Origin of the sequence: Catenuloplanes niger (assembly GCF_031458255.1) — a bacterium.
Taxonomy (GTDB): Bacteria; Actinomycetota; Actinomycetes; order Mycobacteriales; family Micromonosporaceae; genus Catenuloplanes; species Catenuloplanes niger.
The window spans coordinates 8724157-8737808 of record NZ_JAVDYC010000001.1; the positions used below are offsets into that span (position 1 = coordinate 8724157).

At 74.6% G+C, this 13652-nt stretch carries 14 protein-coding genes; 10 read left to right on the plus strand and 4 right to left on the minus strand.

The features are described 5' to 3' along the window. Window positions 1-9: 9 nt before the first annotated feature. The 7 genes from J2S44_RS38305 to J2S44_RS38335 all read left to right on the plus strand — a co-directional run bounded on the left by J2S44_RS38305 (window position 10) and on the right by J2S44_RS38335 (window position 6066). Complete coding sequence (locus J2S44_RS38305) at window positions 10-825, plus strand: PIG-L deacetylase family protein (protein ID WP_310424729.1); 816 nt, start codon at window positions 10-12, stop codon at window positions 823-825. 23 nt (window positions 826-848) lie between these two features. Then, complete coding sequence (locus J2S44_RS38310) at window positions 849-1748, plus strand: NADP-dependent oxidoreductase (protein WP_310424731.1); 900 nt, start codon at window positions 849-851, stop codon at window positions 1746-1748. Continuing rightward, on the plus strand, window positions 1745-2623 hold the full coding sequence (locus J2S44_RS38315; RefSeq protein WP_310424733.1) for an LLM class flavin-dependent oxidoreductase: 879 nt from the start codon (window positions 1745-1747) through the stop codon (window positions 2621-2623). The genes J2S44_RS38310 and J2S44_RS38315 overlap by 4 nt, the downstream gene beginning before the upstream one ends. A gap of 291 nt (window positions 2624-2914) precedes the next feature. Then, entirely contained in the window at window positions 2915-4126 is a 1212-nt protein-coding gene (locus J2S44_RS38320; protein ID WP_310424735.1) for a PP2C family protein-serine/threonine phosphatase, read from the plus strand. 126 nt (window positions 4127-4252) lie between these two features. Beyond that, entirely contained in the window at window positions 4253-4645 is a 393-nt protein-coding gene (locus tag J2S44_RS38325; RefSeq protein ID WP_310424737.1) for a peptidase inhibitor family I36 protein, read from the plus strand. A gap of 144 nt (window positions 4646-4789) precedes the next feature. Further along, complete coding sequence (locus J2S44_RS38330; RefSeq protein ID WP_310424739.1) at window positions 4790-5671, plus strand: hypothetical protein; 882 nt, start codon at window positions 4790-4792, stop codon at window positions 5669-5671. 14 nt (window positions 5672-5685) lie between these two features. Beyond that, window positions 5686-6066: a hypothetical protein gene (locus J2S44_RS38335; RefSeq protein ID WP_310424741.1), complete on the plus strand. Its 381-nt coding sequence runs from the start codon at window positions 5686-5688 to the stop codon at window positions 6064-6066. 61 nt (window positions 6067-6127) lie between these two features. Here J2S44_RS38335 and J2S44_RS38340 read toward each other — a convergent pair whose 3' ends face one another. From J2S44_RS38340 to J2S44_RS38350, 3 genes are all read right to left on the minus strand, one after another. Then, entirely contained in the window at window positions 6128-6346 is a 219-nt protein-coding gene (locus J2S44_RS38340; RefSeq protein WP_310424743.1) for a response regulator transcription factor, read from the minus strand. A 285-nt stretch (window positions 6347-6631) separates the two neighbouring features. Then, window positions 6632-7180, minus strand: coding sequence for a hypothetical protein (locus J2S44_RS38345; protein ID WP_310424745.1), 549 nt, complete (start codon window positions 7178-7180; stop codon window positions 6632-6634). Between the two features lie 121 nt (window positions 7181-7301). After that, window positions 7302-8270, minus strand: a complete 969-nt coding sequence (locus J2S44_RS38350) for an ArsR/SmtB family transcription factor (protein WP_310424747.1) — start codon at window positions 8268-8270, stop codon at window positions 7302-7304. A gap of 52 nt (window positions 8271-8322) precedes the next feature. Here J2S44_RS38350 and J2S44_RS38355 point away from each other — a divergent pair, with 52 nt between their 5' ends. Then, the gene (locus J2S44_RS38355) at window positions 8323-9645 is read left to right on the plus strand and encodes an MFS transporter (RefSeq protein WP_310424749.1); all 1323 of its coding nucleotides are present in this window, start codon (window positions 8323-8325) and stop codon (window positions 9643-9645) included. On the opposite strand, the gene J2S44_RS38360 is transcribed toward J2S44_RS38355, so the two are convergent. Further along, complete coding sequence (locus J2S44_RS38360; protein ID WP_310424751.1) at window positions 9633-9902, minus strand: DUF2277 domain-containing protein; 270 nt, start codon at window positions 9900-9902, stop codon at window positions 9633-9635. The two genes, J2S44_RS38355 and J2S44_RS38360, sit on opposite strands and share 13 nt — an antisense overlap. A gap of 95 nt (window positions 9903-9997) precedes the next feature. Between J2S44_RS38360 and J2S44_RS38365 the strand changes: the two genes are divergently transcribed. Next, window positions 9998-10966 (plus strand): phosphotransferase, encoded by a 969-nt coding sequence (locus tag J2S44_RS38365; protein ID WP_310424753.1) that lies wholly within the window; start codon window positions 9998-10000, stop codon window positions 10964-10966. A 135-nt stretch (window positions 10967-11101) separates the two neighbouring features. Next, entirely contained in the window at window positions 11102-13636 is a 2535-nt protein-coding gene (locus J2S44_RS38370) for an HAD-IC family P-type ATPase (RefSeq protein ID WP_310424755.1), read from the plus strand. Window positions 13637-13652 lie beyond the last annotated feature (16 nt).

Genomic DNA, 13652 nt, shown 5'->3' on the forward strand with positions numbered 1-13652 from the left:
GGGCCGGCCGTGAGCGGCCGGCCCGGCTCCCCGGTGCGGGGCGTCGCCCGGCGTCTGGTGCAGGCGTCCGGGACGCGCTGGCGCCGCCGGGTCGCCGCGCGCGCGGCCGACGCCACGGACACGCTCACCGGCCGCGCGCTGATGGTCCTCGCCCCGCACCCGGACGACGAGACGTTCGGCTGCGGCGCGCTGATCGCCCGTGCCCGCGCGAACGGCGACCCGGTCACCGTGGTCGTGGCCACCGACGGCGCCCGCAGCACCACGTCGGCCCGGCTCAGCGCCACCGGCCTGGCCCGGCTGCGCACCGGCGAGCTGCACGCGGCCTGCACCGAGCTGGGCGTGACCGACGTGGTCCAGCTCGGCTTCCCGGACGGCACGCTGACCGCGAACCGGGACGCGCTCACCGCACGGCTGGGCGCGCTGTTCGAGGACCGCCGCCCCGGCCACGTGCTGCTGCCGTGCCGCGAGGACGCGCACCCGGACCACCGGGCGCTGCACCACGCCGGGCTGGCCGCCGGGCCGGTGCGCGCGTTCGCGTACCCCGTCTGGGCCTGGTTCGAGGCTCCGGTCTTCCCGGCCGCCGCGGCGGCCGACCGGGCGCGGCTGTGGGCGTGGGCGGCGGCCCGCTCCGGTTGGCTGCGCGTGCCGGCCGGCCCGTTCCTGGACGCGAAACGGCAGGCGATCGCCGCCTACGCGAGCCAGACCACGAACCTGACCGGCGAGCCCGGCTGGAGCCACCTCGACCCGCGGTTCGTGGCCGCGTTCCTCGGCCCGCACGAACTGTTCCGTGCCTTGACCTCACGCGCGGTTGAGGTTCGAGACTGACCCCCGACGAGCGAGGGGGAGACATGAAAGCAGTGCTGTACCGGCGGACCGGCGGGCCCGAGGTGCTGGAGTGGGACGACGTCGAGACGCCGCGGGCCGGCCCGGGGGAGGTGCGCGTCCGGGTGCGCGCGGCCGGCGTCCAGCCGATCGACTGTGCGGTCCGGTCCGGGTTCACCCCGGTCTGGCTGACACCGGTGCTGCCCGGCATCCCCGGCAACGAGTTCGCCGGCGTCGTCGACCAGCCCGCGGACGGCTTCGAGGTCGGCGATGAGGTGCTCGGCTTCGGGTTCACGCGCGCGGCCGCGGAGTACGTCGTGGTCCCCGCCACCCAGCTGACCGCGAAGCCGGCCGCGATGCCGTGGGAGGTCGCCGGCGGGTTCAGCGGCGCCGCCCAGACCGCCCACATCGCACACGAGCTGCTGCGTCCCGCGGCCGGCGAGACGATGCTGGTGCACGGCGCCGCCGGGGCCGTCGGCGGGGTCGCCGTCCAGCTGGCCCGCGGATCACAGGCCCGAGTCGTGGGTACGGCGAGCGCCGCCAACCAGGAGTACCTGCGCTCGCTCGGCGTCGAACCGGTCGTCTACGGTCCCGGCCTCGCCGACCGGCTCCGCGCGCTGCTGCCGGACGGCGCCGACCTGGTCCTCGACGGCGCCGGCGGCGAGGCCCTCGACGTGTCCCTGGACCTGTGCGCGGACCGCTCCCGCATCCTCACGCTGGTCGACCACGGCCGCGCCGCCGACCTCGGCATCCGTACCACGCAGAACCTGCGCTCCGCGGCCCGTCTCGCCGAGCTCGCGGCCCGCTACGCCGCCGGCGAGCTGCGCTTCCCGATCCGCCGCACCTACCCGATGCCCGACGCCGCGGCCGCGCACCGCGAGGTCGAGACCGGCCACGGCCGCGGCAAGGTCGTCCTGGTCGCATGAGGATCGGCGTCGTCCTGCCCTCGGTCGAGGTCCAGCGCCGCGACCGGCTGGACCTGGCCACCGCGGCCCGGCACGCCGAGGACGCGGGCCTGGACAGCGTCTGGCACGGTGACCACCTCGCGACCGGCGCGCCGACCGTGGAGTGCACCGTCGCGCTGGCCGTCGCCGCGACCGCGACCCACCGGATCGGCATCGGCGCGTCCGTGTTCGTACCGGCGCTCCGGCCGTTGGTCTGGGCCGCGAAGGCGGTCGCCGGCCTGCAACTGGTCTCCGGCGGCCGGCTGCTGCTCGGCGTCGGCTCCGGCGGCGGGCCCGCCCAGTGGGCCGCGGCCGGTGTGCCGTTCCGTGAGCGCGGCCCACGCACCGACACCGCGCTGCGCCTGCTGCCCCGCCTGCTGACCGGCGCGCCGGTGACGCTGCCGGACGGTGCGCCGGTGACGCTCGCGCCGGGCGTGCGGGTGCCGCCGCTGTGGGTCGGCAACGCCTCCGCGGTCGCGATCGACCGCGCGGCCAGGCTCGGCGACGGCTGGTTCCCGTCGCTGATCACCCCGGACGCGGTCGCGGCGGGCCGGGAACGGTTGCTCGGCACGGCATCGCGCCACCTCACGATCACGATCGGCGCGGTGGCCGCGCTCGGCGAAGCACCCGGCACGCCCACCCGCGCCGACCTGGCGGCCGGGATCGCCGCCGCCTACCGGCACACCGCCCGGGACGCCGCGGACATCCCGCTCACCGGCGGGCCGGCCGAGGCCGCGGACCGGGTGGCGCGATACGCCGCGTCCGGTGCCACCCACCTGGTCGCCGGTGTGTCCGGCCCCGACTGGCGAACCCAGGTCGACCTGCTCGCCGAGGTCCGCCGGACGGTACGCACCTGACCCGCCACCGCGCGCCCCGGCGGCGGCCCGCGGCCGGGGCGGACGGCGTCCGGCTGCGTCCGCGGCCGGGTCCACGCGCGGGCGGGTGGTGTCCGGCGACGTCCGCAGCCGGGAGGTCGGCGCGGCGACCGCGTCGGTGGCCGCGTCGGTGGCCGGGAGGGTGGCGTGATCACCCGCGTACCGTGGCCGGTCGTGGGCCGGTTGACCGCGCACCGCACGGAGGACGCCGCTGCGCTCGTCACCCCCGTGCCCTCCCCACCGGCGCGGGCTGCCGGCCGTAGGATCAGGCACGTGCCGGCGCCCAGAGATGTCGATGTCGAACAGCGTCTGCGCCGACTGCAGACCCTGGCCGACACCGGCCTGTCCCGGCTGCGCGGCGCGGAGCTGACCGACGTGCTGCTCGACCGCGCCCGCACCGTGCTCGACGCGGAGACCGCCGCGGTGCTGGTGCTCGACCGGCACGCCCGCCAGCTGGCCGTCGTCGCGGCGAAGGGGCTGGAGGACGAGGTGCGCCGCCGCATCCGGATCCCGGTCGGCGCCGGTTTCGCCGGCCGGGTCGCGTCGACCGGTGAGCCCGTCATGATCGCCGAGGTCACCGCCGCGGAGGTGGTCAGCCCGGTCCTGATCGAGGCGGGTGTCCGGTCGCTGCTCGGTGTGCCGATGTTCGCCGGCGGCGAGGTGGTCGGCGTGCTGCACGTCGGCACCCGCACGCCGCGCCGGTTCACCGCCGAGGACGTCGAACTGCTCGCCCTGTGCGCGGACCGGATCGGCGCCGCCACCGTGGCCGGCACGCGCGGCCTCGACCATCAGGCCGCGCTCGCGCTGCAACGCAGCCTGCTGCCGACCCGGCTGCCGGACGTGCCCGGCCTGGAGCTGGCCGCCCGCTACGTGCCCGGCCACGACGCCGGCGTCGGCGGTGACTGGTACGACGTGTTCCCGCTCCCCGGCGACCGTCTCGGGCTGGTCATCGGTGACGTCTCCGGTCACGGCCTGGCGGCCGCCGTCGTGATGGGCCGGCTGCGCAGCGCGCTGCGCGCCTACGCGCTGATCTCCGCCGACCCGGCCACCGTCCTCACGCACCTCGACCACAAGGTCCACCACTTCGAGGCCGGCAGCCTCACCACCGTCGCGTACGCCGTGATCAGCGCGGACCGCACCCGGGTCGACCTCTCGCTGGCCGGGCACCTGCCACCGGTCCTGGCCGTCCCGGGCTGCTCCGCCGCGCCGGTCACCACCCCGGTCGACGCACCGCTCGGCCTGCGCCCGAGCCACCGGGCGCGCCGCACCACCATGATCCCGCTGCCGCCGGGCGCGCTGCTCGTCTGCTACACCGACGGCCTGGTCGAACGCCGCACCGAGATCATCGACGAGGGCATCGCCCGGCTCACCGCCGCCGTCCACCCCGGCTCCGCCGAGGAGACCTGCGCCAAGACCATGACGCTGCTCGGCCTCGAGCAGCCGGCCGACGACATCGCCTTGCTCGTCGTCCACCGGACCGGGTGACGGCCTGCCGGTCTTCTACACCGGAGGCTGGAACGAGTCAAGAAACGAATCCTCGCGACTGTGCAGCCGACCGCGATCGCGGAAACATCTCCCGTGTCCAGAACGGACATCTTCCGAGGGAGGACCATGAACAAGCGGGGACTGCACATGGCCGGCGCGCTCGGCGTCGCGCTGGTCTCGGCCCTGGCCCTGGCGGGCCCGGCCGGTGCCGCTCACAAGAACGGCGTCGTCGAGGCCGGCGAGTTCGGGCTGTACTACTCGCCGAACCGGGGCGGGCCGGTGCTCGACCTCTACACCGACGACGACAACTTCGCCAACGACTACTTCCCCGGCACGAGCACGCCGGCGAACGACAACACGGCGTCGTACTGGAACCGGGACAGCTTCATCTGGCACGTCTACACCAACGCGGGCTACACCGGCTCGCACGGCTGCCTGGACCCGGGGCACATCGGCAACGCCTCGACGACGTTCCGCAACCGGATCTCGTCGGCGCAGTACCTGAGCACCAGCTGCTGAGGCATCGGCTGCCGCGCAGTCGGCAGCTGAGCATCCGGCAGCTGAGTGTCGGCTGCTGAGACGGGCTGCGGCCCGGCTGCCGCTCCGCCCACCGCAATTGGGCGGAGCGGCGGTGCCCTGAGCATACCGCCGGACGGGGGAGAGATGAGTTTTCGACGGGGCGCGGCCGCGGTGCTGGTCGCCGTGCTGGTGACGGCCGGATGCGGGACGCCGGCCGCGGACGACGGCGGCGAGCCGGAGATCGGCGACGTGCCGGTCATCGCGGACGCCAGCGACCTCAAGCTGCCGGTACAGGACTACATGCCGACCCCGGAGCAGGCGAAACGGATCGGGGTCGCGCAGATCGAGCTGATCAAGCGCTGCATGGCCCGGTTCGGCAAGGCGTACGACGTCGATCCGGTCGACGGCGACGCGTACGGGCCACGGAGCCTCACCGACCGCCGGTACGGCATCACCGACCTGGAGCTCGCCCGCGCGGACGGCTACGGCCTGGGCGACCGCGATCCCGCGCGACAGCCGGAGGCGAAACGCCCGGCGCTGGACGCCGACGCGGAGACGGTGCTCGGCGGTGACGGCCGGTCCGAGGTGAACGGCCAGAAGGTTCCGGAGGGCGGCTGCCTGGCCGAGGCCGGCCGGAACCTGAACGCGGAGATCCCGGAGGGTGCCGACTACCGGCGCGGCACGGACCTGCAGGAGTGGTCGTTCAAGAAGTCCCGCGAGGACAGCCGGGTGCGCAACGCGTTCGTGGCCTGGTCGCGGTGCATGGCCGAGGCGGGATACTCCTATGCGGACCCGTTCGCCCCGGCCGGGGACCCGGCGTTCGCCGAGGGGAAGGCGAGCGCGCAGGAGACCGCAGTGGCCGTGGCCGACGTCGGCTGCAAGCAGCGCACCAACCTGGTCGGCATCTTCTACACGGTGGAGTCCGCCTACCAGACGCGGGAGATCGACAAGGAGTCCAACAACTTCGACGCGACGCTGGACGCGATCGCGGCGCGCGACCGGGTGGCGGCCGCCGCGCTGAGCTGACGAGGGGGAGAGCGATGAGAAGGACGTGGTGGGGCGCGGGTGCGGTCGCGGTGGTCGCCGCGGTGGGCGTGGCGGCGCCGGCGCACGCGGCCGAGCGTGACGGGACGCTGGAGAGCGGCGAGTTCGGCCTGTTCCACCGGACGAACACCGCCCTGGTGCTGGACCTGCGGCAGTCCGACACCGACCTGCGCGACGACGTCTTCCCGGGTACGGCGATCGCCGTCCACGGCAACACCGGGTGGTTCGCCAATCGCGACACGGTGACATGGCACCTCTACACCGGCCCGAACTTCACCGGTTCGCAGGGCTGTGTGGAGCCGGGACACATCGGCGGCCCGGGGGGTCCGATCCGATTCACCATCGCGTCGTCCCGCCGGTCCTCGGCCGGCTGCTGAACCTGCCGTACCGCACGTCACCCCGGTGTCCTTTTCGACACCGGGGTGACGTCGCTGCGATTTACTCAGCGTTTTCGCAGCGCGTTTCCAGTTGCACACCCAATCGTACGAGTTCGGCGCTGTTGCGAATTCCCGTCTTCGCGCGGATCCTGCGCAGATAGGTGTCCACCGTGCTGTGGGCTATCCCCATTCGACGGCCGATCTGGAGATAGGTCAGGCCCTGGGACAGGTGGATGAGAACTTCTTCCTCTCGGTCCGATAGGTTGCCATGGTCAACCACATCCGCTCCTTCGTAGCGCCCCCGTGACGCGCGCTGATATCGATGGCTGCACCGCCAGCATTGCACCGTCAAGCCATCGATTCAACCGAATAGGATGATCACTTCCACTGTCTGGAATACGTCCGTTGAATCGGTTTCACCGACATATTGTGGGAGGCGGTCCGCGGTCCTCGAATACGGCATGCCGCCCGCGGCGGCCCGGGCCGCGGCCGGCGGGGCCGACACGGTCCACGACGCCCGCCGGGCCGCCCGGCCGGCAGCTACTGCGGGCCGCCCGGCCGGCAGCTACTCCCGGTCGTTGCCGGCGGCCGAGCGCTCGTCCGGGTGCCGGAGGCCGCGGAGCCGGGCCTCCCGCGTCCGCCGCTCGGCCTCGGCGCGCGCCTGATGGACGCGGGTGTCGACGGCGCGCAGCGCGTCGTCGACACCGTCGAACAGCCAGGCGGCCGGGTCCTCGCCCAGCTCGGCCTCGACCAGGCCGGTCATGGCGGGCCGGCAGGTGCCGGACACCACGACCGCGGGGGAGACGCCGCCGAGCACGGCGTCGTTGAGGACCGAGGCCATCATGTCGCCCCAGTGGTACTCCACGTCACGGAGGTCCAGCACGACACCGGCCGGGGCGAACGCCCGGCGCGCGAGAGCCAGCACGGCGCGCATGAACGCGGCGTCACCGTTGCCGGCGCTGCCGGTGCCGTAGGTGCCGGCGAAGGACACCAGCAGCAGCTCGTCGCGCATCCACGCCTCGGCGTCGCCGCGGCGGGCGGTGGCGAACCGGTACCGGAGTGCGCTGAGCTCGCCGAGAGTGCGTGGGGTGGTGACGAACGGAACCTCGGGCATCGTGCGATTGTCTCCCGTCGCCACCCGCGACGCGGCGCCGAGGCGGCTTCGGCGAGCCCCGGCCGACGGTGCTCACCCGGGACCGGTGGTCCGGCCACGCGCGTGGGAGGCGCGCCGCCGCTCAGTGTGGGTGCGTGGCCGGGCCGGCGAGGGACTCGCCGAGGTCGCTGCGGTAGTAGAGGACGCTGCGACCGTAGCGGGCGCGGTTGAGCAGGCCGGCGCGGGACAGCAGGCGCAGCTGCTGGTTGACGGCGGAGGTGGTGACGCCGAGCCGCAGTGCCAGTTCGGTGGAGGAGGCGGGCTCGCCGAGCGCGGCCAGCAGCGTGGCCCGGGCGCCGCCGAGCAGTTCGCGGACGGCGCCGGCGTCCGGTGCGGTCGCGGTCGACCACATCGCGCCCTGGCCGCGCGCCGGATACATGATGACCGGCGGCAGCGTGTCGTCGGCCGTGATGCAGGCGCGGTTGACGAACATCGACGGCACCAGCGTCACGCCCTCGCCCCGCACCGGGCGCAGCCCGGACAGCCCCGAGGCCAGGCGTACGTCGAGGTGCCGGCCGTCGAAGGTCACCCGCGGGGACAGGCCGGTCAGCGCGGCACCGAGGCCGGCGCCGGCCGCGACCCGGCCGCGGTGCAGGATGTCGGCCTCCAGCACCGCGCGCATGCGCGGCCAGGACGGCGCGAAGCACAGGCGCCACGCGGCGGCAAGCGCGTCGATCATGCGGCGGACCACCGTCGCGTGGTCACCGCGGAACACGCCGGGGACGGTGCCGTGCACCCGTTCCAGGTCGGTGCGCAGCCGTTCCGGGGTGATCCGGGCGAGCGCGGCCAGTTCGTCGTCGATGACGGTCAGCGGCGACGCGGGGCGCGGGTTGACGAAGTCGGCCACCCAGCGGCGGTCGTCGACCAGCGCGTACAGCGGGGCGAGGTCGAGCAGCGGCAGCACCGGCGCGATCCGCTCCATCCACGGGCGCTGCAGCGGGTACGCCTCCGGGAACCGCAGCGCCCGCAGGCCCATGCCCAGCTCGCTGAGCGGGGAGACGCCGAACCGGATCGCGGTCACGTCCGACGGCTCCAGCACGTACCTGATCATTAAGCTCCAGGCTACATCGATTCCGTGCCGGGCCGCGGTCGGGCAGAACTGGGTGGTGACCACGACAACCGCGCTCGTCCGCGACGACCCCACCCTCCGCCGGCTGCTCACCGTGACCGCGGTCGACACCGTCGGCCGGGGCGCGTTCTTCACGCTCACCTCGCTCTACCTGATCGGGGTGGCCGGCCTCCCGGCGGTGACCGTCGGGGTCGGGCTGACCGTGGCCGGGGGCGTCGGCGTGCTCGGCTCGCTGGCGTTCGGGCACCTCGCGGACCGGTGGAGCTCGCGCCGCATGCTGGTCGCGTTGCACGTGCTGCAGGGCGGCGCGCTGACCGGGTACGTCCTGGTCCGGGACCTGCCGACGCTGATCCTGGTCGCGTCGCTGGTGATGCTGGCGCAGCAGGGCGGCGCCTCGGTGCGGTCCGCCGCGATCGGCCGGGCGTTCCGGGGCGATGAACGGGTACGGATCCGGGCGCTGATGCGGACGGTGACGAACGCGGGCATCGCGGCCGGCACCGCGCTCGCCGCGATCCCGCTGGCGATCGGCAGCGCGAACGCCTACCGGGTCACGATGGTGGCGGCGGGCCTGCTGTTCCTCGGGTCGGCGGTGCTGCTGCTCGGCCTGCCCGCGGCGCGGATCGACGCGCGGCCCGCACCGGACGGCCCGGCCGGACCGCGGGTCGCCGGCCCGTACCGTGATCGGAGGTTCCTGCTCCTGGCCGCGCTCAACGGGATCTTCGGCATGCAGTTCGCCGTGTACGAGATCGCGGTGCCGCTCTGGGTGGTGCACCACACCGAGGCGCCGGACGTGCTGGTGTCACCGCTGCTGCTGATCAACACCGCGCTGGTGATCGCGCTGCAGGTGCGGCTCAGCCGCGGCACGGCCGATCTGCGCGGCGCCGCTCGGGCGATGACCTGGGCGGGCTGGCTGATGGCGCTGGCCTGCCTGCTCTGGGCGGTCGCCGGTGAGCTGCCCGCGATCGCGGCCGTGCTGGCGCTGCTGGTGGCCGCGGCCGTGCACACGCTCGCCGAGATCACCTCGAGCGCGGCCGGCTGGAGCATCAGTTTCGAGCTGGCGCCGGCCGGTGCGATCGGCGCGTACCAGGGCGTCTACGGCACCGGGTTCGCGCTCGGTGCGATGGTGGCGCCGCTGGTGGTGACCGCGACCGCGATCGAGCTGGGCACGCCGGGCTGGGCGCTGCTCGGCGTGCTGTTCCTGACCGCGGCGCTGGCCACCCGGGTCGTCATCGCCCGGATCCCGCCGACCGGGACGCCGGAACCCACGGCACCGGAACCCACGGCACCGGAACCCACGGCACCGGAACCCACGGCACCGGAACCCACGGCACCGGCGGCCCGGGTTCAGGAGGCGTAGCGCCGTTCCGCGCGGGCCCGGGCCTTCGCGGCCTCCACCTCGCGATCCTTCGGCGGCGCGGTGGTGACCAGCCCGTCCAGCAGCGCCTGGGTGGCCGCCACGACCGCCGCGACCGCCTGGTCGAAGACCTCCTGGTTGACCTGGGACGGCTTGGTGGTCCCGGCGATCTTCCGGACGTACTGCAGCGCGGCGGCGTGCACCTCGTCCGGGGTGGCGGGCGGAGCGAAGTTGTGCAACGGGTGGATGCTGCGGCACATGCGCGTTCCTCCAGAGACAGACGGAGCCGTCCGGCAGCGTATCGCGTACGGCGCCGGGGCAGCGGCGTCCACGGTTCTGTGATGGGATGCGCCGCATGATCGGATCGCCGGCGCTGGAGATGCTGTGGGAGCCGGACGACCCCCGCCGCGCGCTCGAGGACCGGTTCGGGTTCGGCGACGGGGAGGCGGCCGGCCGCTGGGTCACCGCCGTGCTGGCCGAGCACTGGGGCGTGCGCGCCGGGTCCTGCGAGCGGATCGTGATGAGCGCGGGCAACGCGCTGGCGTGGATCGGCACGCCGTCCGGCCGGCTGGTCGCGAAATGGTCGGTGGTGCCCGCGCGTTTCCCGCGTCTGACGGAGACCGCGCGGCTCACGCACTGGCTGCACGGCCGGGGCCTGCCGGTGTCGGCGCCGGTCCCGGCGCGCGACGGCCGTCTCCAGGTGGTGGCCGGCCGGGTCTCGATGCACCTGCAGCGTGAGGTCGTGGGCGACCTGCTCGACACCGCCGATCCCGGCCAGGTGCGCGCGGCCGGGGCCGTGGTCGCCCGGTTGCAGGACGCGCTGGCCGGCTACCCGGACGCGGACCGGTTCCCGGCCGGCCCGGCCGCGCCGTTGACGGCCCGGGTGACCGGCTGGCTGGACGCGCACGCCGGCCACCTGCCGGCGGCGGCCCGGGACGCGCTGCGCGGGATGGTCGCCGCCGCGCCGCCGGACCGGTCCGCTCGCCAGCTCGTCCACGGCGACGTCCGCTCCGCCAACGTGCTGTGGGCGCGCGGCGGGATCGCCGCGGTCCTCGACCTCGAGGAGGCCCGGCACGACCATCCGCTGGTCGAGCTCGCCCGCGCGGCGGTGCTGCTCGGCACCCGCTATCACGACTGGGGGCCGGTGCCGGCCGCCGTCCGCGCGGGGTTCGTCGCCGGTTACCGGTCCGTGCGGCCGCTCACCGCGGCGGAGGAGGGCTGGCTGGACGTCCTCCTGCTCTGGCAGGCCCTGGCGGCGGTACCCGCCGGTGACGATCCGACCGGGTGGGGGCGCTCGGCGACGAGCCAGCTGCCCCGGCGCTGACGGCGAGGCCGCACACGGATTCGGTGCGACGCGGCACCAGCCCCGGGGTGGGAACGGCCGTTCCGGGCGGGGTGCGGCGGTTGGCCCGGCATGATCGGGTGAGGGGTACGGCCGATTCGAGGAGCTGGCGAGCGCATGAAGCAGCGGACGGAGGCGGTGGCCGAGACGCCCGGGGCCGACGTGCCCGGCATCGACGCGCCGGGGGCCGACGCCTTCGGGCTGACCGAGGCCGAGGCGGAGGCCCGGCGACGCCGGGGTGAGGCGAACACGGCGGTACGCGGCGGGTCGCGCGGCTACGGTGAGATCCTGCGGACGAACGTGTTCTCGTTCTTCAACCTGGTGCTGTTCGTGATCGGCGCGACCCTGCTGGCGCTCGGCCGCTACAGCGACGCGCTGATCAGCGTCGGCCTCGGCCTGATCAACGCGGTGATCAGCACCGTGCAGGAGATCCGCGCCAAACGCAAGCTCGACCAGCTCCAGCTGCTGGAACGCGCCACGGTCGTGGTCGTCCGGGACGGCGTGGAACGCACGATCGGGCCGGACCGGGTGGTCCGCGGTGACGTGCTGCGCGTCCGGTCCGGCGACCAGATCGTCGTCGACGGCCCGCTGCTGCCCGGCGGCCGCGTCGAGGCGGACGAGTCGCTGCTGACCGGCGAGTCCGACCCGGTGGTCAAGGCGCCCGGCGACGACCTGCTGTCCGGCAGCCACTGCGTCGCCGGGGACGGTCACCAGCTGGCCCGGGACGTCGGCGCGCACAGCCACGCGGGCCGGTTGACCGCGGAGGCGCGCCGGACCAGCACGGACGCGACGCCGTTGCAGCGGCGCATCGAGTTCGTGGTGCGGCTGGTGATGCTGCTGACCGCGTTGATGAGCGGGGCGATCCTCGCGCAGGCCGCGCTGGAGGGCTTCACGCTGCTGCGCGTCGTGCAGATCACCGCGGTGCTGTCCGGACTCATCCCGTACGGGCTGTTCTTCCTGATCGCGCTCGCCTACACGGCCGGGGCGGTGCGCATCGCCCGGCGCGGTGCGCTGGTGCAGCAGGTCAACGCGGTCGAGTCGGTGAGCAACGTCGACGTGGTCTGCACCGACAAGACCGGCACGCTGACCACCGGCAACCTGACCCTGGCCGAGATCGTCCCGCTCGGCGGTCACGGCGACCGGGACGCCGCCGCGGCGCTCGGCGGGTTCGCGGCCGGCGTGTCCGCGCCGAATCTGACGAGCGCGGCGATCGCGGCCGCGTTGCCCGCCGCGGCCTGGACGGTTCGCGACGAGGTGCCGTTCACGTCGTCGCTGCGCTGGTCCGGGCTGGTCACCGAGCACGGCACCTGGGTGCTCGGCGCCCCGGGGGCGCTGCTGTCGCCGGTGCCGGACGCGGTCGCCGCCCGTACCGGCGAGGGGTTGCGGGTGCTGGTCCTGGCCCGGGCCGCCGGGGTGCGGGACGCGGCCGGGAAACCCGCGCTGACCGGGGTGGAGCCGGTCGCGCTGGTCGCGCTCGCGGACGAGTTGCGTGCCGACGTGGTCGAGACGGTCGCCCGGTTCCGGGACGACGGCGTGCAGCTGAAGGTGCTCTCCGGCGACGATCCGCGCACGGTCGCGGCGATCGCGGCCCGGGCCGGGCTGGACGCCGGCGAGCCGGTGCCGGGCGCGGACCTCGACGGCCTGGACGACGCGCGGCTGGACGAGCTGGTCGCCCGGACCGCGGTGTTCGGGCGGGTCGCGCCGGAGCACAAGGAGCGGATCGTGCGGTCGCTGCGCCGGCAGGGCCGCTACGTCGCGATGATCGGCGACGGGGTGAACGACGCCCGCGCGCTCAAGCAGGCGCAGGTCGGTGTCGCGATGCGCAGCGGCAGCACGGTGACCCGGGACGTGGCCGACATCGTGCTGACCGGTGACTCGTTCGGGGTGCTGCCGCCCGCGCGGGAGGAGGGCCGCCGGATCATCGGCGGGATCGGCATCTCGCTGTACGTGTTCCTGGCCCGGGTCGGCAGCCAGGGCCTGGTGATCCTCGCGGTCACCATGCTCGGGATGGGCTTCCCTTACACGCCGACGCAGGTCGGGCTGACGCTGTTCACCGTGGGCATCCCGACCGCGTTCCTGACGTTCTGGGCCGCGCCGGCCCGCCCGGACCCGCACCTGCTGCGCAATCTGGCCCGGTTCGTGCTGCCGGCCGCGATCGTCACCGCCGGGTTCGGCACCGCCGTCTACACCGCGCTCTATCAGGGCATCCTGCGCGGTTTCAGCTCCGGGCGCACGCCGGCGGAGGTGATCGACGACTTCGAGAGCTACACCGGGCTGACCTACGGCACGGACACCGACTTCACGGTCGCGGCGGCCACGATCGGCGCGCAGACCGGACTGTCCACGTTCTTCTGCTACGCGTCGTTCCTGCTGATCCTGTTCCTGGCCCCGCCCGGCCGGTTCTTCGCGGCCTGGACGCGGCCGGCCGGCGACCGGCGGCCGGCGTACCTGGTGATGGCGCTGGTCGTCGCGTTCACCGCGGTGCTGCTGGTGCCGGCGCTGTGGTCGTACTTCGGGCTGACCGGCCCGGCCGGGCCGGTCTTCGAGGTGGTGCTGGTGTCGCTGGTGCCGTGGTTCGCCGCGCTCACCGTCGCCTACCGTTACCGGGTGCTGGAGCGGCTGCTCGGGCTGGACGTACCCCCGGGGCGGTGAGCGCCCCGGGGGTACC